The sequence below is a fragment of the Sessilibacter sp. MAH1 genome, assembly GCF_054658315.1.
Genome location: NZ_BAAGIC010000005.1, coordinates 158,363 through 182,153, shown reverse-complemented (window position 1 = coordinate 182,153; position 23,791 = coordinate 158,363). Strand labels below are relative to the sequence as shown.

Sequence of the window (23,791 nt, the reverse complement as noted above, 5' to 3'; positions counted from 1 at the left end):
TTCACATCAGAAATTTCTGAAAGCCGTTCGCAAGTATAAATTACCGCATCACATGACGCACGGGTGGTTGTGGTTCGTTTAAACCCTTAGCGAGGCTACGACTCAAAAACCGCAGGGGTCGACACAAAGATACTGCCATGTTGAGAGGCTTAAGTTCGGCGCCAAAGTTTTGCTTTGGAAAATAATTGGTAATACCCATGTCGATTACAGGGATGTGTTTTGAGTGAGCGTTTTCTAGGTCGAACCACATTAAACAATAATAAAAGTTAGGATCATTGTCGCTAGGTTCTCGGCAACCAAATAGATAAGGATTATAAGAAGTGCCGGCGAATATACTGATGGTAAATGCGGCAACTTGGTGGTCTTTATCGAGTATCAGGGTCAGTTCGGCATAATGATTTTCAGCACTCGCCAGCGTTAGAAAAAATTCACGGGAAAAAGGCTCGCGAGCATATTCTTTAGCGCGAGCGTGAACGTTTAAATACATGGGATAAATAATATCTACCCATTCGGTAAAGCTATCCAATCGCGTAACGCTAAATTGCTGTTGTTCGAACTTCTCCAACGCTTTGCGTACCAATTTGCGGTAATTTTGTTTGAGACGAGATTTGTATTCTTCAGGGGTAAGATCGTTGCTATGCACTAACGCCAAAGGTAAGCCTTCGGTTAAAAAATAGTGCTGATCGTTTAGCGCTTGGTTGAGCTCGCTTGGAAAATCACGTATGGCGATATTAAAGTCACGAACAATGTATAAAAACGCTTTCTTAAACACCGATTTTAACGACCCGGCGAGTAGTGTAAAAAATTGAGCCTGTGACAGAGCCTTTTCGTCAAACCACCAAGTTTGACTGTGCGTTTCCAGATTACCTGTCATAGCAACAGCAACGGCGCCGAAATTTTTAAACACTTTGCGTATACCGCTCGTTAGTGTTTTCAGCGCGGGCGGTGCAGTTAACAGCAAATCGTGTTGATACTGGCAGGCAAAGTATAAACCAACCAATTTGTTGTGATCGTGATTGGCGTATACCATAACATAACGATATTGACGTTCTGGAAAACATCGTTCTATGTCGGTTAAAAATTGATGGCTTTTACTGACATCCAGCTTACCGATGTGATCATCCCAAAAAATCGCATCTATTTGCTGAATCGAGTTAAAAATATCTAAACGATAATCCTCAAGCGAAGCGCAGAGAGTCAAGGTATTCATGATTGATAAGGCTCTCTGTCTGCTGCAAGAGCTTGATCGAGCTTGTCGCGATGCGCTTGCGTGTTGTTAAATAAATTACGCTCGCGTAACGGTTGGTAGGCGGGAAATAACTGATTTTTGAATAGGCTTATCAAACCATTCGCGAGACGGTTATTGTATTTAATGGCAACGTATAATTTTTCTAAGCAAATCCCGAAATTCGATTTAGCCTCATAACTGGTTTGGCCAAGCTCAACAACAAAACTGCCACGATTTTCAGCTTCTTGAAGTAAGCGAATTAAACAGTTGAAGTACAAGCCGGAATTTTGCAAATATTGGTAATCCATTCCCAAATAAATAGGATGCATTTGCTTGCCTTGAATGATCAATTCCATGGCAATAATGTTATCGCCTTCAAAGCATAATAGCGCCGACGATTGCTCACCTAAAATAGAGTTTGCAGCGCGAAAAAAATCCGGTGTGAGCCGTTCGAATTTTACCTTGGAATGATTTAAAACATTTAAGTACAGATTGCACATGGTTTCGGCATGTTCACCAAAATCCTGGACAATTTCCCAACGTAAACCGGTTTTTGCAAACTTATTTAAATAGCCTTTGATAGAACTACGATAGCGGTTGCGGAACGCGTGTAAATAATCTTTGCCATCTATCTCGCCCACATAGGCAAAACTGGTGGGCGGACTTTCGCCCAACAAGTAGGATTCCGACAATTGATTTTTGAAACTGTCTAAATAACGTTGGCGAATTTCCTTGACCACAACCATTTGTTTTTTCAGTTGCTGACTTTTAGCATCAAACTCGGTAAAGGCCAAACTCAGAATACGATTGCTCTGCTGTCGGTAAGCCGGATTAATACCAATTAAGTCATCGCAAATGGCGATTGGGCTGCCGGTAACAAAGGCGCTGACCCGCAAAAAATTCGGGAATATTTTTCGAACTTGTGCGACTGCGTTTTGCACACCCTGTGGTGCAACGTCGGTCATCGATAATCGAAATTCAAAACACGGCAATAACCCAACAACACAATCCACGGACGTGTCTTTAATCAGCAAATAATGAAATTTAACATCGCTTAAATGAGCCGCTTCGTATACCTGCTGCATTTTATACGATCTTAAAATATCGTCCTCAGGAAAACACGCCTGCCAATGGTGTTCGCCAACCTCGGCCAGTGAGCTGACCCAGGTTGTTGTATAGTTCGAGCCTTGCATCGAGAATCAAGCCATCTCCGCGGGTGCCACGGCGTTGGTAGACTCAAGTACAGCTTTGGTTTCTTCGATTAATGTTTTAACCGCGAAGTCCAGTTCTTGTTGCGTTAAATCGGCACTGACATTTAAGCGTACGCGAGCGCGACCTTTTTTTACCGCAGGAAATACCACCGGATTGGCGTAAACACCTTTTTCGTGTAAACGCTTGGCAAGCATAAAGGCTTTTTCGTCGGCGCGAACCACGATGGGAATAACCGCTGTTTCGCTGTCTAAAATATCAATGTCTGCGGCACGTAAGCTATCGCGAAGAAATTTAGCGTTGTATTGTAGACTCTCGGCAATTTCGGGTGATGTTTCTAGAATTTCTACGGCCTTTAAAATACCCGCCGCCGTTGCCGGTGGTATTGATGCAGAAAATATATAAGGTGCCGAACCGGTTCGAAGCACAATGCCGGTTTTATCGTTACAAGCAACAAAGCCCCCAATACCGGGAAGCCCTTTGCTTAATGAACCGGTAATAATGTCTACCTTGTCTTCTAAGCCAAAATGCGCAACCGTACCTCGGCCATTCGGGCCGATGGCAGCGGTGCCATGGGCGTCGTCAACAATTAAGAAACAGCCGTATTTTTCACTGAGATCGCACAGTTCAGGTAATGGCGCCAAATCGCCATCCATACTGAATACGCCATCGGTAACAATAAATTTACGAATTTCAGGACTTTCTTTTTCAAGCAACGCTGCTAGCGCCGCCATATCTTTATGCGGGAAAACTTCACAGCGTGCGCCGGAAAGCTCAATACCTTTAACGATAGATTCGTGGTTCAGTGAATCTGAAAAAATAACATCGTTGGCATCACATAATGTATCGAAAACGGCAAGATTAGCTGCAAAACCGCTGCTGTAGGTAATAACGGTATCGTAGTGTAAAAATTCGGCCAGTTTTTTCTCAAGCTCAATGTGAAGACGCGAGGTGCCGTTCAATAAACGCACTCCGCTGGTTGTGGTGCCAAAATTTTCAAGTGCGGTTTTTGCTGCGGCAATAATATCCGGGTGGCCGTTTAATCCCGAGTAATTGTAAGAACCCAAATGCAATACATTTTGAATTTCTATGTGCGAACTGTCGGTGGGGTTGTCACAAAATTCGATATTGTTATAGCTCACTTGCGCGTGCTTTGAAGGAATACCGTGAAAAATTCTCGAAACCACATCAGCATAACCGCGCTCTTTGTATTTGTTGTATCGGTTTAGCAGAAAGTTACAGGCTTTTGAGCCAACGGTAATGTCCCTGTTGGTTTTACTTGTCATAATTTATTCCTTCAAACGAGTGAGTGCTTGGTCGTTTTTTGTAAAAAAATATCAGCGTGTGAACCGCTAAAAAGACCAAGACAAAAGCAAAAATAGTGATGTTCAGCTGCTGTCGCTGCCGCAGAAAAAACGCCAAACTGGATAAAATCATGGTGTAAATAAGGCTGCGATAGGTTGCAGGTGATTGATTAAGATGCAGTGCGCCGATGTCGATAATGCCAATAACCAAAATGACAAAACTGATTAACGATAAAAAATCCAAGGTTTGCGCTTTGTTTAAAAAGTTGATGGCTATATAAAGCGCTAAAAACAGCGAGCTTAAAAATAAAGCGGTTACGTACTTGGTAACATTGTGCGAATAATCCGCAAGAGCAGGCCGCGGCAATTGCGCTGTGTTGTCTTGTTCATCGTAGTCTGGCCCACCAAACAGCGCCGAAAACCATTGTTTTATCGGCCGTGCTTTGCGACCCAAATACTGAATAAGTCGATTTAACTCAAAAAAATTCACGTTCGAAGGCACGTGGCTGGTGACTACGTGCGTGGTGCCGTATACGGTTTTTATATCGTCGCGTTCTTCAGCGTAGGTATTAAAGAGCTTGTCGAAAATAATCGTAAAACAACCGTGATTTTTATCGATGTATTCTTTATTGCTGGCGTGGTGCACGCGGTGGTGAGACGGCGTGTAAAAGAATTTTTCTAAAATACCGAGCTTGGGAATATGTCGCGTATGAATTAAATGTTGATAAAACAACTGCACCGCGTAAATACCAAAATACACCTCAACACTTACCCCTAGCATGGCCAAAGGCATAAACACCACCCAGCTGGTGGCAGAGGCAATAACGCCTAGGCGCAATGATGTACTGTAATTGAAGGTTTGACCCGAGTGATGTACCGAGTGACCGAGCCATAAAAAACTGATGGTGTGATGCCAGCGGTGATTCCAGTAGTACAAAAAATCGTAGGCAATTACGGCAACAATAATTTGCGCTGCTAAAGCGTTTTTAAGAAACGATAGAGAAGCGTTTTCATAAATCCAAATATACAAAGGCACACTGATCAGTGTTATGCAAACACTAACCAGCGTGCTGGTTAGACCCATGGAAATATTTGATAAGAATTCATTACCGTTGTAGGTATTCTTGCCGGTTTTGAGTCCGTATAAATATTCGAATAGCCAAGTAAAAGAAAAAAATACGACGACGGCCAAATAAAAATTTAACATTTAAATACTTCTATCGTTTCGCAAATTACGGGCGTGCAGGTGCACGCAGCCGAACAAGGTTGGGCCAAAAATATCGTTAATGAGTTATTTAAGAATAATTAAAATAAATCGTTAATAAATCATAAATAGTTAAACTGGTTTTGTGCCGCGTTTAGATAGGGTGTTTTTTTCGACAAGCGTATGCAGAGGCAGTATTAAAAATGCCCAAAAATTACCTGTGCCGATTTAAATCCGTGATGGGTAACACACCTTGTTTTTAAGAATCCATGTAATGAGTATTTAATTGGAATCAATTAAATGACCGATAATCACTAAAGGAACCTCTGCTTAGCTCATTCATGACTTAATCAGAGTTTCTTAAACTTAATTAAGTAACCTTAAATTAATCTTTGGTAAATTCGGTTATGCGAATTAATGCGGTTTTAAATATTTTGACCAATAACTTTAAAAAGTCTTTTTAAAAATTATGTAAATATTTACAAACGTTAAGAAATTAATTTTACAAAGGTGTTTAGCGATTAATTACTGGGTGATCTTAAACTAAAATATTTAAAATAATAAGGATGGATTAACAAAAAATAAAAATTAATGGTATGTATTTTTAAAATTTAAATTTTAAGGAATAAAAACACAGGCTTGATAAGCTATTTTTACTGATCATGGTTTTATTGGAATCACGGATTAAATCATTGCGGAGTTAATCTGAGATTCCTGAAGGATTTAACGGAATTATTTAGCTATTTGCGACATTTTTTAAAAATAAATTTACAAGAACAGATTTATAAATGAGCTTTATCAAAGCGTCCTAAAAGTTTTTTATCAAAGGTTTTTTAATTAGACGATGTTCGCCAACGCCTTCAATGTTGAAAATATCGCCCACGGCTTGATAACCACATGCGTAATAAAACGCTAATGCAGAGACACGAGCGTTTGCCCAAATATACGAAGGTTCGATAATTGTGTTATTTTTGCAGTAGTCTTCACTAACGTTTAGCAATAAACGGCCTAGGCCTTGGCCTCGACATTGTGCTCGGGTTGCCATTGCCCGAATTTGCCATTGTGCGCCAATCACGGAATTCTCAACAAAATACACAGAGACAATTCCATAGATAGATTCCGGATTGAGATTTTCGATTTTTAACGTCGATAGATCGTTTTTAAGTACAGCGGCAAAGTGACGTGTGTGAATATCGTGATCACTGGGAAAGGCCATTTCGGCGAGTGTTTGGTTGGGTCGCAGAAGTTCTAAACGCAAGGGATAGGTAGTCTCGGCGTTCACCTCTATAATCTCGTACATATTTTTCCTTTCAGTAATACTTAAATCGACGAACAGGCAGCATAGCAACACATGAATCGCGCAGATGTACTTTTGGTTGAAGGCGGCTGGGTAAGCTCACGAGCGCAGGCGGCACGTATTATCAAACAAGGCGGCGTTCGCTATGGCAGTGGCAGCGATTGGCAGGTGTTGTCTAAACCCAGCCTCAAGTTGCCTGATGATATTCAATTTCAGCTCGATGATTTAGACGAATTGCAATACGTTTCCCGTGGTGCCCTAAAGCTTAAGGCGGCGGTTGAGTTCTCGGGCATCGAGTTGGCTGGCAAGTCGGCTTTGGATGTTGGTCAATCTACGGGCGGTTTTACCGATTATTTAGTGCAATCGGGCATTAAGCGTGTGGTTGGTGTGGATGTTGGTCGCGACCAGCTTGATGGCAAATTACGTGAACATCCCAAGGTAACCTGTCTTGAAGGTGTGAATGCCCGTGAACTGCCGGAAACCTTGCTGGACTATGAACCGCAGGGTTTTGATGTGATCGTGATGGATGTGTCTTTTATCTCGCAATCGTTGATCTTGCCGAATTTGGGTCGCTTTTTAAAACTGAAAGGCTTTTTGATCAGCTTAATAAAACCTCAATTTGAGGTCGGTAAAGAAAACATTGGCAAGGGCGGCTTGGTGCGCGATGCCGGACTGTATCCGCAGGTAAAAGCTCGCATTCAGCGAGAAGTTGAAGCGCTGGGTTTTGAGGTGCAAGGTTATTTAGAAAGCCCCATTAAAGGCGGCGATGGCAATCGCGAATTTTTATTGATCGCCCAGCGCGTTAACTAGGTTCCACGACTAAACCCGTAAAGACACCAGGCCTTGTTTGAGTTTGTACAAATGCTCGTGAAGTCCTTCGCCTTTTTGTTGAGCAACGCCAATCGCTAAGATATCAATCACCAACAAATGGGCAATGCGCGACAGCAATGGCGTATAGATGTCTAAATCTTCATCCACATTCACATCAATATTGATGCTTGCCTCTTGAGAAATGGGTGAGTTGCTCGGCGAAATGCCAATCACCACCCCGCCTTGCTGCTTTACCAAAGCCATTGAGTTCAATAACGATTTGGTGCGACCGCTTTGCGAGATGGCAACCACCACATCACCTTCTTTCATGCTCATCGCCGACATGTGTTGAATGTGGTGATCGGAATAGGCTGCGGTTGCGAGTTGCAAACGGAAGAACTTGTGGTGTGCGTCAGCAGCGACGGCACCGGAGGCGCCAAAGCCAAAGAATTCTACCCGCGAGGCGCGACAAATGGCCGAAATTGCCGCTTCAACTTGGATGGGATCGAGCTGGTCGCGCAGTTGCAGCAGGGTTTCTACGGTGGAATCGAAAATCTTGTGTGAAAAGGTGGTAACCGTATCGGCGCGGGTGACCGCCACGTGTACAAAGTTTGGTATCGAGGCCAGCTGTTGCGCTAAATTCAGCTTAAATTCCTGAAAGCCATTGCAACCGACGGCACGACAAAAGCGCACGACGGTGGGCTCACTCACTTTGGCAGCATTGGCGAGATCAACAATGCGCATATGAATGACATCGCGAGTATTTTCGAGCACATATTCGGCAACCTTACGCTCAGATTTGCGCATGGTGGGAATGTTGTCGGTAATACTTTGTGTGACTTCAGAGGGTTTTAAGGTCAAGGCTCTGGCACTCGGTAGTGTTGTGCTACACGCTAATTTTGCCGATAAAGCACGTAAAAATCTGCAATTTGGGGCTAAAAGCGCTGATTTTATGGTTGATTATGATGCATATTCATCTTTTTTTGTAATTCCAGCCCACTTTTTGTAGTGAAATTACACACATTTCCGCCTGAAATTACAAGAATCTGTGTTTGAGTTTGTACAACTTACCGCAAACAAATCCTCTTAGGGTAAAAATAGCACTTGTTCTCGCAATAAAGAGCCGTCATTGAGACGCGGATAAATTTTAAAGCCTTGGTGAATTAATCCGAGTATCTATAAATCGCTCTGCTACAATGCCGCCCATGGACGTATCGCAATTATTAGATCAATTAAATAGCGCTCAGCGCGAGGCCGTAAGTGCTCCGGCTGGGCATCAACTTATTTTGGCGGGAGCTGGCTCGGGTAAAACCCGTGTGCTGGTGCATCGTATTGCTTGGCTGATTCAGGTTGAACAAGTGTCGCCGTTTTCGATTATGGCGGTGACCTTTACCAACAAGGCAGCGCGGGAAATGCGCGCGCGCGTTGAGCAGTTGCTGGGCGTGAATCCGCGCGGCTTATGGATTGGTACCTTCCACGGTCTTGCGCACAGACTTTTGCAAACTCATTGGCACGAAGCCAATCTTCCCCAAGCCTTTCAAATTCTCGACAGCGACGATCAGCTGCGTTTGATTAAGCGCGTTTATCAATCCTTAAATATTGATGATAAAAAATGGCCACCTCGTCAGGCGGCTTCCTACATCAACGGTCACAAAGACGAAGGTCGTCGCGCGGCGCATGTTATCGAAACCGCCGATCTGTACGAGCGCACCATGCTCAGCGTTTACCGTGAATACGAAGCGGCTTGTCAGCGCTCGGGTTTGGTGGATTTTGGCGAGTTACTGCTGCGTGCCCATGAGTTGTGGCTAAATAACCCCATTTTGCTGAAACATTATCAACAGCGCTTTCCGTTTATCTTGGTGGACGAATTCCAAGACACCAACACGGTTCAGTATGCGTGGCTGCGTGTGCTCGCTGGTGACAGTTCTTTTATTACCGCCGTTGGCGACGACGATCAGTCGATTTACGGCTGGCGTGGTGCAAAAATCGAAAACATTCAGCAGTTCGATGTCGATTTTCCCAACACTCATATCACCCGTTTGGAGCAAAACTACCGCTCTACCGGAACCATCTTGAAAGCCGCAAACGGTGTTATCGAACATAACTTTGGCCGTTTGGGTAAAACTCTGCGCACCGACGGCGAAGACGGTGATCCGATTTCGCTGTATGCCGGTTTTAATGAGCAAGACGAAGCGCGGTTTATTGTTGAGCAGATCAAGCGTTGGGTTGATCAAGGTAATCCTCGCGACAGCGTAGCAATCTTGTATCGCTCCAATGCGCAATCGCGAGTGCTTGAAGAAGTCTTGCTGCGTGAGTCTGTGCCCTACCGCATTTATGGCGGCCAACGGTTCTACGATCGCCTCGAAATTAAAAACGCTCTCGCCTATTTGCGCTTGTTGCTGAATCGTCACGATGATGCGGCATTTGAGCGCGTTATCAATACGCCTACACGCGGTATTGGTGGTAAAACCATCGACGACATCCGCGAGTTTGCTCGCAGCGAAGGTTCATCGCTGTGGCAGGCGGCCGCCAAGATGCTATCGAATAGCGTGTTTACCAACCGTGCCGGAACCTCGGTTAAGAACTTCATGCATTTAATCGACACGCTGGCAGGCTTCGCCGATGACCTGGATTTGGCCGATTTGGCTGAAAAAGTCATCGATATTTCGGGCTTAGTGGCGTTTCACGCCAAAGAAAAAGGCGAGAAGGGTCAGGCACGAAAAGAAAACTTGGAAGAATTTATCAGTGCTTGTCGAGGCTACGAGCCAACCGGTGTTGCCGAAGGCGAAGAAGAGGTCAGTATTTTGGCCGACTTTTTAGCGTCTGCGGCGTTGGATGCCGGTGAAGAACAGGCCGACGAATTCGAAGAAGCCGTGCAGCTGATGACCTTGCACTCGGCCAAGGGTTTAGAATTCCCGCTGGTGTTTATGGCCGGTGTTGAAGAAAACCTCTTCCCGCACAAGATGTCGGTGGAAGATCCAACGCGTTTGGAAGAAGAGCGCCGTCTTGCCTACGTTGGCATCACTCGCGCCATGACCAAGTTGTTTCTCACCTACGCCGAATCGCGGCGCATTCACGGTAAAGAAAGCTTTAACTCGGTGTCGCGCTTTGTAAAAGAAATCCCCAGCGAATGCATTCAAGAGGTTCGTGTTAAATCGAGTGTGCAGCGTCCGGTGCAGTTTGACCGACAACCGGTGGGTCGCAGACGTTACAGTGACTCGCCGGAAGAAATGGGGTTTCATTTGGGGCAGCGCGTAACCCATCCTATTTTTGGCGATGGCGTTATCTTGCATGTAGAAGGCAGTGGGCCGAACAGCCGAGTGCAAATCAACTTTGATGACGCTGGTAACAAGTGGCTGGTGATGCAGTATGCCAAGCTTACGCCGCTGTAGATTGTTATCTCCCTTGAGGAAAAAGAATGTCTAAACCCAGAACGGTGCTGCCCATTGCGGTACTGGTTTTGACTCTGCTATTGGTGCTAGTAAGCACGGCGTTGGTTGCGCAGTACGTAAAACGCGGGTCAACCAAGGTCTACGCCAAATCTGAAACCGCAACCGGTGATCAGTTGGTGTATCACTGGAGCATGGTAACCACTTGGCCCAAGAATTTTCCCGGATTGGGAACTGCCGCTAACGAGTTTGCCGAATCCATTACTGAAATGAGTGGCGGGCGATTACAAATCAAAGTGTATGGTGCTGGCGAGCTTGTACCTGCATTGGGCGTGTTTGATGCGGTCTCTAATGGCACTGCGCAAATGGGCCACGGCGCGTCTTATTATTGGAAAGGCAAAATGCCAGCGTCGGTATTTTTTACGACCGTGCCCTTTGGCATGAATGCTCAAGAGATGAACGCGTGGATTACCGAAGGCGGTGGCTGGGAATTGTGGCGCGAGCTTTATGAACCGTTCAATCTGTTGCCTTTTCCGGCCGGAAATACCGGCGTGCAAATGGCGGGATGGTACAACAAAGAAATCAACACCATCGACGACATTAAAGGTTTGAAGATGCGTATTCCGGGCCTTGGTGGCGAGGTTTGGAATCGCGCCGGTGGTGTTGCGGTGACCATTCCCGGCGGTGAACTGTATACCTCGCTACAAACCGGCGTGATCGACGCGACCGAATGGGTTGGCCCTTACAACGATTTGGTGATGGGTTTTTATCAGGTCGCGAAATATTATTATTATCCGGGTTGGCACGAGCCGGGGCCAACGCTTGAGTTACTTGTCAATCGCGACGCTTACGAGTCTTTGCCCGAAGATCTGCAAAAGATGGTTTATCGAGCAGCCATTGTTTCCAATCAGCTAACCCTTGATCAGTACACCAGTCGCAACAATGCGGCATTAAAAGAATTGGTTGAAAAACACGGCGTGCAACTGCGCGAGCTGCCCAAAGATGTGCTCTTAGCGCTGCGCAAATCGGCGTTTGAGGTGTACGATGAGTTAGCGGCAAAAGATCCGCAGTTTGCCCGAGTGTACAAGGCTTACGAGGAGTTTCGACATCAAGCAGAGGCCTACCACGAAATCTCTGAGCAGGCGTGGTACAAAGCCCGAGAAAGTTTTCCAAAGGCGCAGTAGTCGCCTATTTATTGACGAGGATTAGCATGGAGCACGAAGAACAAGCCATCCAAAATATTTTGCAAGAATGGGCCACCTGTACGCGTTTGAGTATGGATGATCAGATTCTTAGGCATCATCGTGATGACTTGGTTATGTTCGATGTATTACCGCCGCTCAAGTACGAAGGCGTAGAGGCTTACCGTCAAAGTTGGGATGATTGGCATCTCGACAATCCGCAGTCGATGGTGTTTGATTTTATCGAGTTGAGCATCAAGGCGCGTGAACACATAGCCTATGCCTTTGGTATTATTCGTTGCGGTGGCGTTTTAGAAAACGGCCAAAGCTTTGAGAACCTGGTGCGAGCCACTTTCGCGTTGGAGAAAACCGACAACCGCTGGCAGATCGTGCATCAGCACATGTCTATGCCGCTGGTTGGGCAGGGTTAGCTCAGCTCAGCCCTCTAAATCTGCGGTTATAACCAATTACTCAGACACTATTCAGCTGCTACTCTTTAAACTAACAGCAGCAAGTAAAAATCCAAAGAATTAAGATGATCGCCCAAAAGGTTAGTACTCATTTTATGAACGACAGTATACACATGCCGGATGCGAACCTGCCGGTAAAAGTTGAAGACAAGAAAGGTCGCGCGCGCAGTCTCGCCGAAGAGCTGGTCAACGCCATCAGTCATGGCGTTGGTGCCGTGGTAAGTGTATCGGCGGTGACGCTCTTGATTGTAATGGCAAGCATCGAAGCCGACGCTTGGACGATTGTGGCTGTATCTATCTACGGCGCGAGCCTGTTTTTGATGTTTTTGGCGTCCACCATGTACCACAGCATTCCCTTTGCCGGCCCGAAAAAGGTCCTGCGGCTGTTTGATCATAGCGCTATTTATCTGCTGATTGCCGGAACCTACACGCCGTTTTTGGTGGTTAGTCTTGGCGGCGTATTGGGTTGGTCGTTTTTCATCGTGGTTTGGTCATTGGCCATTACTGGCATTACCTTAAAACTGGTGCGCCGTGGTCAGTACCACAAGATTCACGTCATCAATTACGTAGTAATGGGCTGGATTGGTATTATTGCCGCTCCGGTACTAATGGATAAACTTTCGCCAATGACCATTGATCTGGTTTTGGCTGGGGGCATTGTTTATACCGTAGGTGTGATCTTTTATGCGCTCGATAGACTTCCCTTTGCGCATTCCATTTGGCATTTATTTGTGCTGGGCGGCAGTTGCTGCCATTACATAGCCATCTACAACGATATGATTTAAAAAAACGCCCTTCGGGGCGTTTTTTGTGTCTGGCTTATATTTCTCGATTTTCTCGATTTTCTCGATAGGGCGATTTATTTGTCGATGGGACGAGTGCGACCGTTGGCATCTATGGCAACGAAGACAAACTCACCTTCGGTGACTTTCATCAGCTCCAGAGATTGCGGCGCCTTTAACCAGACCTCTACCAATGCCTTAATGGAAGAGCGCCCTACTTCTAAGGTTTCTACGTAGCAGCGAATCTGCGATCCCACCGGTACCGGCCGCAAGAAGGCCATACTGCCTACGGCGACGGTGGTAACTCTTCCGCCAGCAATTTCTTGGGCAACCATGGAGCCGCCAATATCCATTTGCGACAGCAACCAACCAGCGTAGACATCGCCACTGGCGTTGGTGGAACCGGGCATGGCGACGGTTTGTAAAGCTAGCTCACCGTTAGGTAACGGTGTTTCGTCGAGTTCATTATAAGAATGGCTCATGGGTATCTCTAATTATTGTTTATTGATTATTGAAGACGAAACAAGTGTCAGCATAAATACTGCCACATTATCGCCGACTTCCTTGTTGTGATGTTCACTCCTTTGAATACTCAGTGGCTAAGGCTCAATTGCGGTAGAGCCTGTATGGGCCAGGTGACAATGTTAGGCCAAATACTAAGCACCAAAAGCAACAACAATTGGATCACAATGAAGGGTACCACTCCAGAATAGATGTCGGAGGTATTTACAGAATTGGGTGCTACGCCACGTAAATAAAACAGTGCGAAACCAAACGGTGGCGTTAAAAACGAAGTCTGTAAATTGATAGCGATCATAATGCCAAGCCACACTGGATCTGCGCCAAGGGTAATCAACACCGGCGCTACCAGTGGCACCACCACAAAGGTGATCTCAATAAAGTCTAAGATAAAGCCCAATAAGAAAATCACCAGCATTACGATCAAAGTGGCAGCAAATAACCCACCGGGTAGTTGACTAAAGCCGTGATTGATCAGCTCTTCGCCGCCAAATCCACGAAACACCAGTGAGAAAATTGACGCGCCCAGCAAAATCGTAAAAACCATGGTAGTTACGCGCGTGGTCGCAAGGCCGATCTCTTTTACGGTCGCAAGATTCAGTTGGCGCTTGGCAAGGGCCAATATCACCGAGCCCAACGCGCCTATTCCGGCGGCTTCGGTGGGAGTGGCTGCACCAAAAATGATCGAACCAAGCACAATGCTGATTAATAAAATTGGTGGGATTAACGCGAACCACAAACTGATGTCTGGCTCGTCTTCTGAGTTTTTTATTGCCGGTTGCTTAGTTTTGCGGCCAGCCCAAAGTACGTAAATACCGTAGGCGAAAACCAACATAAGTCCGGGGATAACGGCGCCGATAAACAAATCGCCTACCGATACAGGGGTTGGGTTAAATACGCCATTATTAATTTGCGCTTGCTGATTGGCGGTAGAGAGAATATCGCCAAGTAATACTAAGGCAATGGACGGTGGAATGATTTGCCCCAAAGTACCGGTCGCACAGATGGTGCCGGTTGCCAAGCTCTTGCTGTAACCCTGCTTGAGCATCGTCGGTAACGACATCAAACCCATGGTCACTACGGTGGCACCAACGATACCCGTGGATGCCGCCAATAGCGCACCAACGGCGACAACCGATAAACCCAGTCCCGCCGGTAGAAAACCCAATAATCGCGCCATGCTTTTTAGCAAGTCTTCGGCGATGCGGCTTTTTTCAAGCACGATGCCCATAAAGATGAACAGCGGTACCGCGACGAGGGTTGAATTACTCATGGTGCCAAAAAAACGATCGGGAATAGCGGCCAAGAGACTTGGCTCAAAAACGCCGAAAACAATACCAAAACCGGCGAAAATCAGCGAAGCGCCCGCTAAGGTAAAGGCAACAGGATAGCCAAGCATCAGTGCCAAGCAGACGCAAACAAATAGCAAAATGGGAATAAATTCAATCAACGGCGAGCTAACCTAAAATTGCGCAAATGGAAGTTGTGTAAGATTCGTTGTGCTTTGGGCGGCTATTTTCCACGGATGCGCTCGATTGGACGATCAATAATTGTCAGCGCGTTTGCTAAGACCTCGGCCAGGCATTGCAATAACAACAGTGATGCCGACAACACAATCAAGCTCTTTAATAAGAATAAAGCCGGTATTCCGTCGGGTTCGATAGAGGTCTCTTTGATGGCCCAGCTGCGTGCGGCGTAGTCCCAACCGTAAATAATCATCACCAAAACTAATGGCAGTAAAAAGACCAGAGCGCCCAGTGCGTTGATCCAGGCTTGCGTGTTTGGACTAAAGCGGCGGTAAAAGATATCTACTCGAACGTGAGAGTCGGTTTTTAGCGCATAGGCGATAGCCAGCATAAAAAGACTGGCGTGTAGATAAGTTACCGATTCTTGCCAGGCCACCGAGCCGACTCCAAATCCATAGCGCATGACAACGATAGCCACGGTAATAATCACCATAAATGGAATGGCGAAAGAACAAATCAGGCCAGTGAGTTTTGCAATCTGATCAAGCCAGTGGATGGCGTATTTCATGAGTTCTCAAATCTTTTGCGTACGGAGAATAATCGTGGAGAAAGTTCGTTAATTTATTGTAATTATTCTAAGCATTTAATAAGAAAAAGCCGTTGTTCTTAAACCTGAAAAACCGGTTCTGACAAAAAATATACGAATAAACAGATTAATTGCTAGACACCAGTCTTATATTCATTTTTCCCTATACGTGCAAAAATTTTTATAAATAAAATGAAAATATGTCGTCGTTTAAACAAAATTGTCGCATACAGTCGTTAGACTGTGGCGCTAGCTCTATCTTATCAGCAACAAATACTCGAATTTGGTCTAAATTTAGTTTTTTTACACGAAAAATCGACCTAATTTGCCCGCTGTAATATTTCTTACACATTTTTGAAATAAATTTGCCACGGAATTTTATGCGCTGCTGAACTTTCAAAGCGGCTGCTGTGAAGTGTTATCTCTAGGAGTTACCTGTGAAAAAAGTACTGCTTTCAACCCTACTGCTAGCGACATGCTCTGGCGTGGCAAATACTGCGCTAGCAGCGCGTGATTATATTGAGATTGTTGGTTCGTCGACTGTTTATCCGTTTTCGACCGTAGTTGCCGAGCGATTCGGTCGTGCAACCAGCTTTAAAACCCCAAAAATTGAAGCTACTGGTTCCGGCGGCGGCTTAAAATTGTTCTGTCAGGGCGTGGGTGTTAACTACCCAGACATCGCCAATGCTTCGCGCAAAATAAAAGACAGCGAATTCAAGCAATGCCAAGCTAATGGTGTTAAAGACATCGTTGAAGTCTTGATTGGTTATGATGGCATTGTGCTTGGCAATTCTGCCGAAGCCGAGCCGCTAAACATCACTCGCAAGCAATTGTTCTTGGCGTTGGCGAAAAAAACCCCCGACGAAGCCAATCCTGGTAAGTTAATCGATAACCCCTACGTGAACTGGAGCGATATCGACGCTAAGTTGCCTGAGTCTAAAATTGAAGTTTTAGGCCCACCGCCAACTTCGGGTACTCGCGACGCGTTTGTTGAGTTGGTTATGGAAGCCGGTTGTTCAAGCTACAGCTGGATTAAAGATCTTGAGAAAACTCATAAGGATCAATTCAAAGCAATTTGTCACACAGTGCGTGAAGACGGTTCATACATTGAAGCCGGTGAAAACGACAACTTAATTGTTCAAAAATTGGATGCCAACAAAAATGCGTTCGGTATTTTTGGTTTTAGCTTCCTAGATCAAAACGCCGACATTATTCACGGTGCGTTTATCGACGGTTCACAACCCACTTTTGATGCTATTGCTGAAGGTACCTACCCAGTTTCGCGTCCGCTTTATTTCTACGTGAAAAAAGAGCACATCAACTTTATTCCAGGTATTGCTGAGTATTTAAGTGAGTTCACCAGCAGCAAGGCATGGGGTGAAGAAGGTTATTTAGCCGAAAAAGGCATGATTCCTCTCAGCGAAGAAGAGCGTAAATCCATTAAGGCTCGGGTAGAAAATCTAGAAAGCTTGGCGATGTAATCTAAGCTTGGGTATCGGCTAGATAATAGCCGACACTGGTTTAGAACAGATAAAGCCCAGCGCTAAGGCCTGGGCTTTATTTTTGTTTTGCGCCATTTTTCTTTATAGTCGCGCCTGGTTTTTACGGTGCGCCTTTAAACAAGAGTAATTGGCTGAGAAAATCGGTGAAATAAAGCAATTATTTCGCAAAATTAAGCCACTATCGAACACGTTGTTCAGTTTATATCTCAAGGAAGAATGCAACCAATAACACAAGTTGCATCCTAAATTGCCGCTGAATTTTAGGTGATACCGCCACATTTGTGACGATAAGAAAGACGTTGTCTAGTTGAGGACGCATGAGTTTATCCACGCTTATTTTGGTTCTAGCGATTTTGTGCTTTGGGGTGTTTGTAGTATCCCGGCAAAGATCACTGAGCTTAGCCCGAGCTATTGGCGGTCAGGCCCAGCTGAATTCTCTACCGATGTACTACGGAATGATGGCAGCAATTTGGTGTTTATTTCCGGCGTTATTGGTGATTTTTGTTTGGACGATTTTCGACGGTTACTTGATCGAAACCATGGTGATTCAATCACTGCCAGAGTCTGAGCGACAAATTTCAGCGGCCGAACTCGGCCTTTTGATCAACTCCGTTGAGAATCTGGCTTCCAACCCATCGGCCCTTACGGGCAATGAAACACCGGTGATGATTGACGCGGCGAATCGTTTAGCGGATTTAAACCGCATCAGCGATTGGTCAAAGGCCGTTGTGGTGTTGTTGGTTGCCATGATTTTTGGCGCCGGTGCTTGGTTGAAGGTCCACCCCGAGCTGCGCGCCCGTAATTTCGTTGAAAAGATTTTCCGCAGCCTCTTATTGGCGTCTTCAAGTCTCGCAATTTTAGTGACCGTAGGCATTGTGCTGTCGGTGTTATTCGAGAGTTTACGCTTCTTCCAAGTTATTCCTGTCACCGACTTTGTCTTTGGCCTGCACTGGAGCCCACAAACGGCGATCCACGCCGACCAAGTGGGTGGCTCTGGTTCTTTTGGTGCTGTGCCTTTATTTGCCGGTACCTTGTTAATTTCCGCCATTGCTATGTTGGTTGCGGTGCCATCGGGTTTGATGGCAGCAATTTATTTATCGGAATACGCCGACCGCCGCGTGCGCGCCATTATCAAACCCGTTCTTGAGGTTTTAGCCGGTATTCCAACGGTTGTGTACGGCTTTTTTGCCGCCTTAACCGTAGCGCCTGCGCTGCGTGATTTTTTAGAAAGTATCGGTATTGCTGGTGCTTCATCCGAAAGTGCGTTGGCTGCGGGTGCAGTCATGGGGGTGATGATCATTCCGATGGTGTCTTCGTTATCGGACGATGTGATCAACGCGGTACCCAATTCGCTGCGCGATGGTTCCTATGGTCTTGGCGCAACCAAGTCTGAAACCATCAAGAAGGTCGTTATTCCCGCAGCATTGCCCGGCATTGTTGGCGGCATCTTACTGGCGGTGAGCCGCGCCATCGGTGAAACCATGATCGTGGTGATGGCGGCGGGACTTGCGGCAAATCTGACCGCTAACCCGCTAGAGTCGGTTACCACTGTTACCGTGCAAATCGTAACCTTGTTAGTGGGCGATCAAGAGTTTGATAGCCCTAAAACCTTGGCTGCGTTTGCACTGGGTTTGGTGTTGTTCTTGGTGACCTTAACTCTGAACTTTATCGCCTTACACGTTGTGAAAAAATATCGAGAGCAATATGAGTAAGTCTACTTCCAGCACCATCGAGCTGGTCAATAAGAACCTCAAAAAACGTTATCGCGCAGAAAAACGCTTTCGAGCCTACGGCATATTGTCTATTGGCTTTGGTTTGTTGTGCTTAGTGGTTTTGTTTACCGACATCATTGGTAAAGGTCATGGGGCTTTTACCGCGCACTACGTGCAAATTGAAGTAACTCTAAATGCGAGTACTCTCGACATTCGCGATGCTACCGACCCAGAGCAGCTGGCTCTTGCCGATTATCAAGGTGTGGTCAAAGAGGCCTTGAGAACACGTTTCCCTGAGGTTACCGGTCGTTCCGATCGCCGCTCTTTGTACGCTTTGGTTAGTAACAGTGCTGGATTTGCCGTACAAGATATTCTCAAAGCCGATCCGACCAAGCTCGGCAGTACCGTTAGTTTGTGGGTGCTGGTGGATGACGACGTCGATACCTACGCGAAAAGCCGTGATGATGCTGAGCCATTTATTGGTCGCTTGAGTGAGAAACAAATTGAGTGGGTTGAGACCCTTATAGCCTCTGGCGAAATCAAATCGCGCTTCAACCGCATACTGTTTACCAACGGTGATTCACGCGAGCCAGAAATGGCCGGCATTCGCGGTGCTCTGTTGGGTTCACTGTATACCTTATTGGTAACTCTAGTGCTGTCATTCCCCATTGGTGTTGCCGCAGCCATGTATCTTGAAGAGTATGCGCCTAAAAATCGCTTTACCGACTTTATCGAAGTGAACATCAACAACCTGGCGGCTGTACCATCGATTATTTTCGGCTTGCTGGGTTTGGCGATTTTCATCAATTTCTTTGAGATGCCGCGCTCCTTGCCCTTGGTGGGTGGTTTGGTGTTAACGCTGATGACCTTGCCGACCATTATTATTTCCAGCCGAGCTGCCATTAAGTCGGTACCGCCCTCGATTCGCCAAGCGGCCTACGGTCTTGGCGCGTCAAAAATGCAGGTGATTTTGCATCACGTATTGCCCTTGGCTATGCCCGGCATGCTTACCGGCGCCATCATTGGTATGGCGCAAGCCTTGGGTGAAACCGCACCGCTGTTAATGATTGGTATGGTCGCATTTATCGTCGATTTACCAGGCTCAATTACCGATCCGGCAACGGTACTGCCGGTACAAATTTATCTTTGGTCAGACAGCCCAGAGCGCGCCTTTACGGAGCGAACTTCCGGCGCCATTATGGTGTTGTTAGGCTTTTTGATTTTAATGAACACCGTAGCGGTGTTGTTACGACGCAAGCTTGAGCGTCGTTGGTAATACATTCGTCTAAAACCGAGCGCAGCATTGCAGTCTCGGCAATAAGATTTAAAAAGGTTAACGGAACATGACAACAACCTCTGGAATTCAAGACGTACCGGTTAATGGTACCGTGGGTGAACCTTTTGTAGACTCGGCGAAGCTGAGCATGCGCAACGTCAATGTGTTTTACGGCGAAAAACAAGCGATTTTTGACGTCAGCCTCGATATTGGCTCCAACGAAGTTATCGCCATGATTGGTCCCTCGGGTTGTGGCAAGTCGACATTTTTAAGATGTTTAAACCGCATGAACGACACAATCGAAGGTTGTCGAGTTGTAGGCAGTCTAAACTTAGAGGGTGAGGATATTTACGGTGCGAAATTGGATGTGGTACCGTTAAGAGCGCGCGTCGGTATTGTGTTCCAAAAACCCAACCCATTTCCAAAGTCGATCTACGAAAACGTCGCTTACGGAGCTAAGATTCACGGCTTAGTGTCTAAGCGCACCGAGCTCGATGAAATTGTTGAAACCAGTTTACAAAAAGCTGGCCTTTGGAACGAAGTAAAAGATCGACTCGATGCTCCAGGAACAGGACTTTCTGGTGGTCAGCAACAGCGTTTGTGTATCGCGCGAACAATCGCGGTGAGTCCCGAAGTTATTCTTATGGACGAACCCTGCTCTGCGCTTGATCCAATCGCTACGGCAAAAATTGAAGAACTCATTGCGGAACTGAGCGAAAACTACACCATTGCCATCGTAACCCACTCCATGCAGCAAGCGGCGCGGGTTTCGAATCGAACGGCGTACTTTCACCTTGGTAAGCTTATTGAAGTGAATGAGACAGAAAAAGTATTTACTAACCCAGACCATCAGCTGACCGAAGCTTACATTACCGGTCGTTTTGGTTAACTTACGGAGCTACCTCCATGGATAAGCTACATCTCGACCAGCATATTTCTCGTCAGTACAACTCAGATCTTGAGGACCTGCGTACCGAGTTATTGGAAATGGGCGGGATAGTACAAGAGCAGGTTCGCGATGGTATTTCTTCCATCAGCAATGCCGATTCGGATTTGGCGCGTAAGGTTATTACCGTTGAAGACGAAGTTGACGCCCGCGAAATGGCTCTCGACGAACATTGCACACTCGTATTGGCGCGACGTCAGCCCGCCGCTTCTGATTTACGCATGGTTTTGGCGGTTTCCAAAATCACTCGTGACCTTGAACGTATGGGCGATGAAGCCGAAAAAGTTGCCCAAATGGCACTTGCTTTGGTTGAAGAAGGCCAACGTTCTCAAGGTTATGTTGAACTGCGCCATATTGCTCATGGCGTATTGCACATGGTTGATGAAATGCTTAACGCATTTGCGCGTTTTGACGTTGATGCAGCTCTTGCGGTTGTGCGCGAAGACAACGATGTTGATCGCGAGTACAAGTCAGCAATGCGTGAGCTAATGACCTGCATGATGGAAGATCCGCATTCTATCAATCGTATTTTAAACGTTATGTGGGCGTTGCGTTCACTTGAGCGCATTGGCGATCACGCCAGAAATATCGCCGAGCACATTATTTATTTAGTGAAAGGTTTGGATGTTCGACACACCAGCGTTTCTGAGATGGAACGTCAGGTCAGCAGTCGCTCTAAATAAATTCTCAAATCGAGCGCAAAAGCTCTTCTTTGATACCGGCGGGCATTCCCCACGAATACTTGCCGGTAAGCTCTTCACAAAAAAGCTTCCATTGGTCTTTTTGATTCAATTTACCTTTGTACTGCTCTAGCAGACGGTAAATTTCGTCTACATTGTGGTATTGCGGCCACAGTTTGCGCGCTTTATCGAAAGCAGTAATGGCGGAATCTATATCTCTATTTAGTAGGGCGTCAAAGCCACGTTTTTCTTCAATTTGGGCTTGGTTGTGTTGATCGATCTTATCGAATTTCTCAGGCTCGGTAGTCTGGCTGCGCATGGCGGTAAGGTCAGAATTCACATTAACACTGATCTTATCGAGCTCTTGGGTCAGCCAATCGATGTTAGCTTCTTGAAGCTTGGGTTGGCGAACCAACAACTCGCGTTTTAAATCGGAGATTTGTTGTTCGTGCACGTGTGAAAAGTTATTGATCTGCTGGCCAATTTGCACACCAAACACATCAATTTCTCGCGACGACAAGATGCTTAAAACCCTCTCGCCGTACACCAGAAAGAACACCAGCGTCACAATCGGCCAAATTGAGGCTTTCAGAAAATCCAAGATCAGTCGGGCGACTTCCACGCAGCTATTCTCCTCGGTGATTGATTGCATTAATCTGGTCTAGCGGCATTCGATTTATTCTTGATCAGCTGATGGATAAAGTCGAGTTTTTTAAAGACCGATTGGTTTAGTACAAAGGGGTAAACATCCGACTGCCCAAGACTGCGGTTCAAAGAATTTACCGCAAGAGTAATGGGAATGTAGTTGTCATAGAGCTCTTGGAAATTTTCACTGCTATAGGCATCGGCAGAGACGCCGTCACGCAAAGAATAGGTAGTCTTTGGCAATTCTGCATTATTAGGTCGTATCTGTATGCCAAAATGCATAGCCGTGTCTACCGTATCAATCAAATGAAAATAATGGGCCCAGGTTTCTGCCCAATCTTCCCACGGATGCGAAGACGCGTACTCAGAAATAAAATCCAAACGCCAATTTGGATTGGGGTTTTGATAGTGGCTTGTCAAAGCTTGTTGATAGTCTTGTCTGTCATCGCCGAAAAGCTTGCGAAATTCCTGCAACCAATAAGCGTCGTTTGCGACCAAATGATCCCAATAATAGTGACCGATTTCATGGCGAAAGTGGCCCAGCAGCGTACGATACTTTTCACCCAAGTCGATACGAGTTTGCTCTCTCTCACTGGGGTTTGCCTCGTCGGTTGTAATCGTAATTTGGCCTTGGGAGTGGCCGATGGTATTGGTCGCATTTTGGGGAATATTTTGTTGCTGGTTTATAAAGTCAAAGCGTAAGCCCTGTTGTTGGCCGTCTTTTTTAGCCACCACCGGCAGACCAAAGCGAATCAAACTGTACATCAACCGTTTTTTGGCTTGTTCCAATTCGGCCCACTGGATACTGGCGTCAGCGTCACCGGTGTTTGGAACGTATCGATTTAACACGCAGGCCCGGCAATACAAATCTGTGTCTAAACTGGCTTTGGGTAAAAGCCAGTTGCAAACGTGTAACGCGCGGTTTGCACAAGCGCGGTATGGGTTGGATTTTTTATCCAGCAGCGTTTGTGTTTTGTGAACTTGGGTCAGGCTAATCATCTGTAATTGGTCACTGTCAAAACCCAATGCCGCACCACAAGATTCGCATTGGCTATTATCAAAGAAGACGGCTTGGCTACAGTGTTGGCAAATAAACGTATTCATAAAGAAATGAGGTAGTTGATTGTGAGCTGTTTACCTGATGAAGAAATTCTGTGCCCCTATTGCGGCGAGTCACAGACGGTTACCGTCGACTTCAGTGAGGGCAACTGCGATTACATTGAAGATTGTCAGATTTGCTGCCGTCCAATCGATTTTCATTTAATGGTCGACGATGACGGTGGTTATCAGCTGCAAATTAAATCTGAAAATGAAAGCGGTTTCTAAATTAGACAGGCATAAAACCATAAATAATATACTGCTATGATGAATGTGAATATTCATTAATGAAACATTTTTTAACATAAAAATAACTAAAAACACCTAAAAAAAAGATTGTGATTTCCACTAATTAATTTATTATTCGCGCTCTTCTTGATGATAGCCAATCCAAGTACAGCGCTCCTAGAAATAGGACTGATAGCGACAAGGCAGAAGAGCAACTATCCAAGAGTGAATTAATTGTTGTCGGCGTTGCTGATGACAC

22 protein-coding genes are annotated in these 23,791 nt (G+C 45.9%); 11 read left to right on the top strand and 11 right to left on the bottom strand.

The genetic code is table 11. From position 1 onward, the window contains the following. Positions 1-40 precede the first annotated feature (40 nt). From ACYQ28_RS07290 to ACYQ28_RS07270, 5 genes are all read right to left on the bottom strand, one after another. Positions 41-1,210, bottom strand: coding sequence for a GNAT family protein (locus ACYQ28_RS07290; protein ID WP_460049146.1), 1,170 nt, complete (start codon positions 1,208-1,210; stop codon positions 41-43). Beyond that, a complete protein-coding gene (locus ACYQ28_RS07285) occupies positions 1,207-2,421 on the bottom strand; it encodes a hypothetical protein (RefSeq protein WP_460049145.1) in 1,215 nt (404 codons plus the stop codon). The genes ACYQ28_RS07290 and ACYQ28_RS07285 overlap by 4 nt, the downstream gene beginning before the upstream one ends. Positions 2,422-2,427: 6 nt before the next feature. Next, positions 2,428-3,723 carry an aminotransferase class I/II-fold pyridoxal phosphate-dependent enzyme gene (locus ACYQ28_RS07280; RefSeq protein ID WP_460049144.1) on the bottom strand — a complete coding sequence of 432 codons (1,296 nt, stop codon included), beginning with the start codon at positions 3,721-3,723 and terminating at the stop codon, positions 2,428-2,430. Beyond that, positions 3,713-4,948 carry a sterol desaturase family protein gene (locus ACYQ28_RS07275; RefSeq protein WP_460049143.1) on the bottom strand — a complete coding sequence of 412 codons (1,236 nt, stop codon included), beginning with the start codon at positions 4,946-4,948 and terminating at the stop codon, positions 3,713-3,715. The genes ACYQ28_RS07280 and ACYQ28_RS07275 overlap by 11 nt, the downstream gene beginning before the upstream one ends. Positions 4,949-5,753: 805 nt before the next feature. Beyond that, positions 5,754-6,245 carry a GNAT family N-acetyltransferase gene (locus ACYQ28_RS07270; protein ID WP_460049142.1) on the bottom strand — a complete coding sequence of 164 codons (492 nt, stop codon included), beginning with the start codon at positions 6,243-6,245 and terminating at the stop codon, positions 5,754-5,756. A 51-nt stretch (positions 6,246-6,296) separates the two neighbouring features. On the opposite strand from ACYQ28_RS07270, the gene ACYQ28_RS07265 reads away from it, so the two are divergent. Then, the gene (locus tag ACYQ28_RS07265) at positions 6,297-7,052 is read left to right on the top strand and encodes a TlyA family RNA methyltransferase (RefSeq protein ID WP_460049141.1); all 756 of its coding nucleotides are present in this window, start codon (positions 6,297-6,299) and stop codon (positions 7,050-7,052) included. A 9-nt stretch (positions 7,053-7,061) separates the two neighbouring features. Here ACYQ28_RS07265 and ACYQ28_RS07260 read toward each other — a convergent pair whose 3' ends face one another. Next, entirely contained in the window at positions 7,062-7,913 is an 852-nt protein-coding gene (locus ACYQ28_RS07260) for an SIS domain-containing protein (RefSeq protein ID WP_460049140.1), read from the bottom strand. Positions 7,914-8,257: 344 nt separating this feature from the next. Here ACYQ28_RS07260 and uvrD point away from each other — a divergent pair, with 344 nt between their 5' ends. The 4 genes from uvrD (at position 8,258) to trhA (ending at position 12,877) form a co-directional block, all read left to right on the top strand. Next, positions 8,258-10,444 (top strand): DNA helicase II, encoded by a 2,187-nt coding sequence (gene uvrD / locus ACYQ28_RS07255; RefSeq protein ID WP_460049139.1) that lies wholly within the window; start codon positions 8,258-8,260, stop codon positions 10,442-10,444. 26 nt (positions 10,445-10,470) lie between these two features. Beyond that, on the top strand, positions 10,471-11,625 hold the full coding sequence (locus tag ACYQ28_RS07250) for a TRAP transporter substrate-binding protein (protein WP_460049138.1): 1,155 nt from the start codon (positions 10,471-10,473) through the stop codon (positions 11,623-11,625). Positions 11,626-11,651: 26 nt separating this feature from the next. Continuing rightward, positions 11,652-12,053, top strand: a complete 402-nt coding sequence (locus ACYQ28_RS07245; protein ID WP_460049137.1) for a YybH family protein — start codon at positions 11,652-11,654, stop codon at positions 12,051-12,053. 134 nt (positions 12,054-12,187) lie between these two features. Next, positions 12,188-12,877, top strand: a complete 690-nt coding sequence (gene trhA / locus ACYQ28_RS07240; RefSeq protein ID WP_460049136.1) for a PAQR family membrane homeostasis protein TrhA — start codon at positions 12,188-12,190, stop codon at positions 12,875-12,877. A 74-nt stretch (positions 12,878-12,951) separates the two neighbouring features. On the opposite strand, the gene ACYQ28_RS07235 is transcribed toward trhA, so the two are convergent. The 3 genes from ACYQ28_RS07235 to ACYQ28_RS07225 form a co-directional block, all read right to left on the bottom strand. Next, on the bottom strand, positions 12,952-13,356 hold the full coding sequence (locus ACYQ28_RS07235; RefSeq protein ID WP_460049135.1) for an acyl-CoA thioesterase: 405 nt from the start codon (positions 13,354-13,356) through the stop codon (positions 12,952-12,954). 110 nt (positions 13,357-13,466) lie between these two features. Then, positions 13,467-14,843 carry a TRAP transporter large permease gene (locus ACYQ28_RS07230; protein WP_460049134.1) on the bottom strand — a complete coding sequence of 459 codons (1,377 nt, stop codon included), beginning with the start codon at positions 14,841-14,843 and terminating at the stop codon, positions 13,467-13,469. A 62-nt stretch (positions 14,844-14,905) separates the two neighbouring features. Beyond that, on the bottom strand, positions 14,906-15,427 hold the full coding sequence (locus ACYQ28_RS07225; protein ID WP_460049133.1) for a TRAP transporter small permease subunit: 522 nt from the start codon (positions 15,425-15,427) through the stop codon (positions 14,906-14,908). Positions 15,428-15,882: 455 nt separating this feature from the next. Between ACYQ28_RS07225 and ACYQ28_RS07220 the strand changes: the two genes are divergently transcribed. The 5 genes from ACYQ28_RS07220 (at position 15,883) to phoU (ending at position 21,564) form a co-directional block, all read left to right on the top strand. Then, positions 15,883-16,926 (top strand): PstS family phosphate ABC transporter substrate-binding protein, encoded by a 1,044-nt coding sequence (locus ACYQ28_RS07220; RefSeq protein ID WP_460049132.1) that lies wholly within the window; start codon positions 15,883-15,885, stop codon positions 16,924-16,926. Between the two features lie 338 nt (positions 16,927-17,264). Next, entirely contained in the window at positions 17,265-18,659 is a 1,395-nt protein-coding gene (pstC, locus tag ACYQ28_RS07215) for a phosphate ABC transporter permease subunit PstC (RefSeq protein WP_460049131.1), read from the top strand. Next, a complete protein-coding gene (gene pstA / locus ACYQ28_RS07210; protein WP_460049130.1) occupies positions 18,652-19,935 on the top strand; it encodes a phosphate ABC transporter permease PstA in 1,284 nt (427 codons plus the stop codon). Before pstC ends, pstA begins: the two co-directional genes overlap by 8 nt. Positions 19,936-20,002: 67 nt before the next feature. Then, on the top strand, positions 20,003-20,824 hold the full coding sequence (pstB, locus tag ACYQ28_RS07205) for a phosphate ABC transporter ATP-binding protein PstB (RefSeq protein ID WP_460049129.1): 822 nt from the start codon (positions 20,003-20,005) through the stop codon (positions 20,822-20,824). 17 nt (positions 20,825-20,841) lie between these two features. Next, positions 20,842-21,564, top strand: a complete 723-nt coding sequence (gene phoU / locus ACYQ28_RS07200) for a phosphate signaling complex protein PhoU (protein ID WP_460049128.1) — start codon at positions 20,842-20,844, stop codon at positions 21,562-21,564. A 4-nt stretch (positions 21,565-21,568) separates the two neighbouring features. Here the strand turns inward: phoU and ACYQ28_RS07195 are convergent, their stop codons facing one another. After that, positions 21,569-22,183 (bottom strand): hypothetical protein, encoded by a 615-nt coding sequence (locus ACYQ28_RS07195; RefSeq protein ID WP_460049127.1) that lies wholly within the window; start codon positions 22,181-22,183, stop codon positions 21,569-21,571. Positions 22,184-22,212: 29 nt separating this feature from the next. Continuing rightward, positions 22,213-23,310, bottom strand: a complete 1,098-nt coding sequence (locus ACYQ28_RS07190) for a zinc-binding metallopeptidase family protein (RefSeq protein WP_460049126.1) — start codon at positions 23,308-23,310, stop codon at positions 22,213-22,215. Positions 23,311-23,331: 21 nt separating this feature from the next. On the opposite strand from ACYQ28_RS07190, the gene ACYQ28_RS07185 reads away from it, so the two are divergent. After that, on the top strand, positions 23,332-23,532 hold the full coding sequence (locus tag ACYQ28_RS07185; RefSeq protein ID WP_460049125.1) for a CPXCG motif-containing cysteine-rich protein: 201 nt from the start codon (positions 23,332-23,334) through the stop codon (positions 23,530-23,532). Positions 23,533-23,791 lie beyond the last annotated feature (259 nt).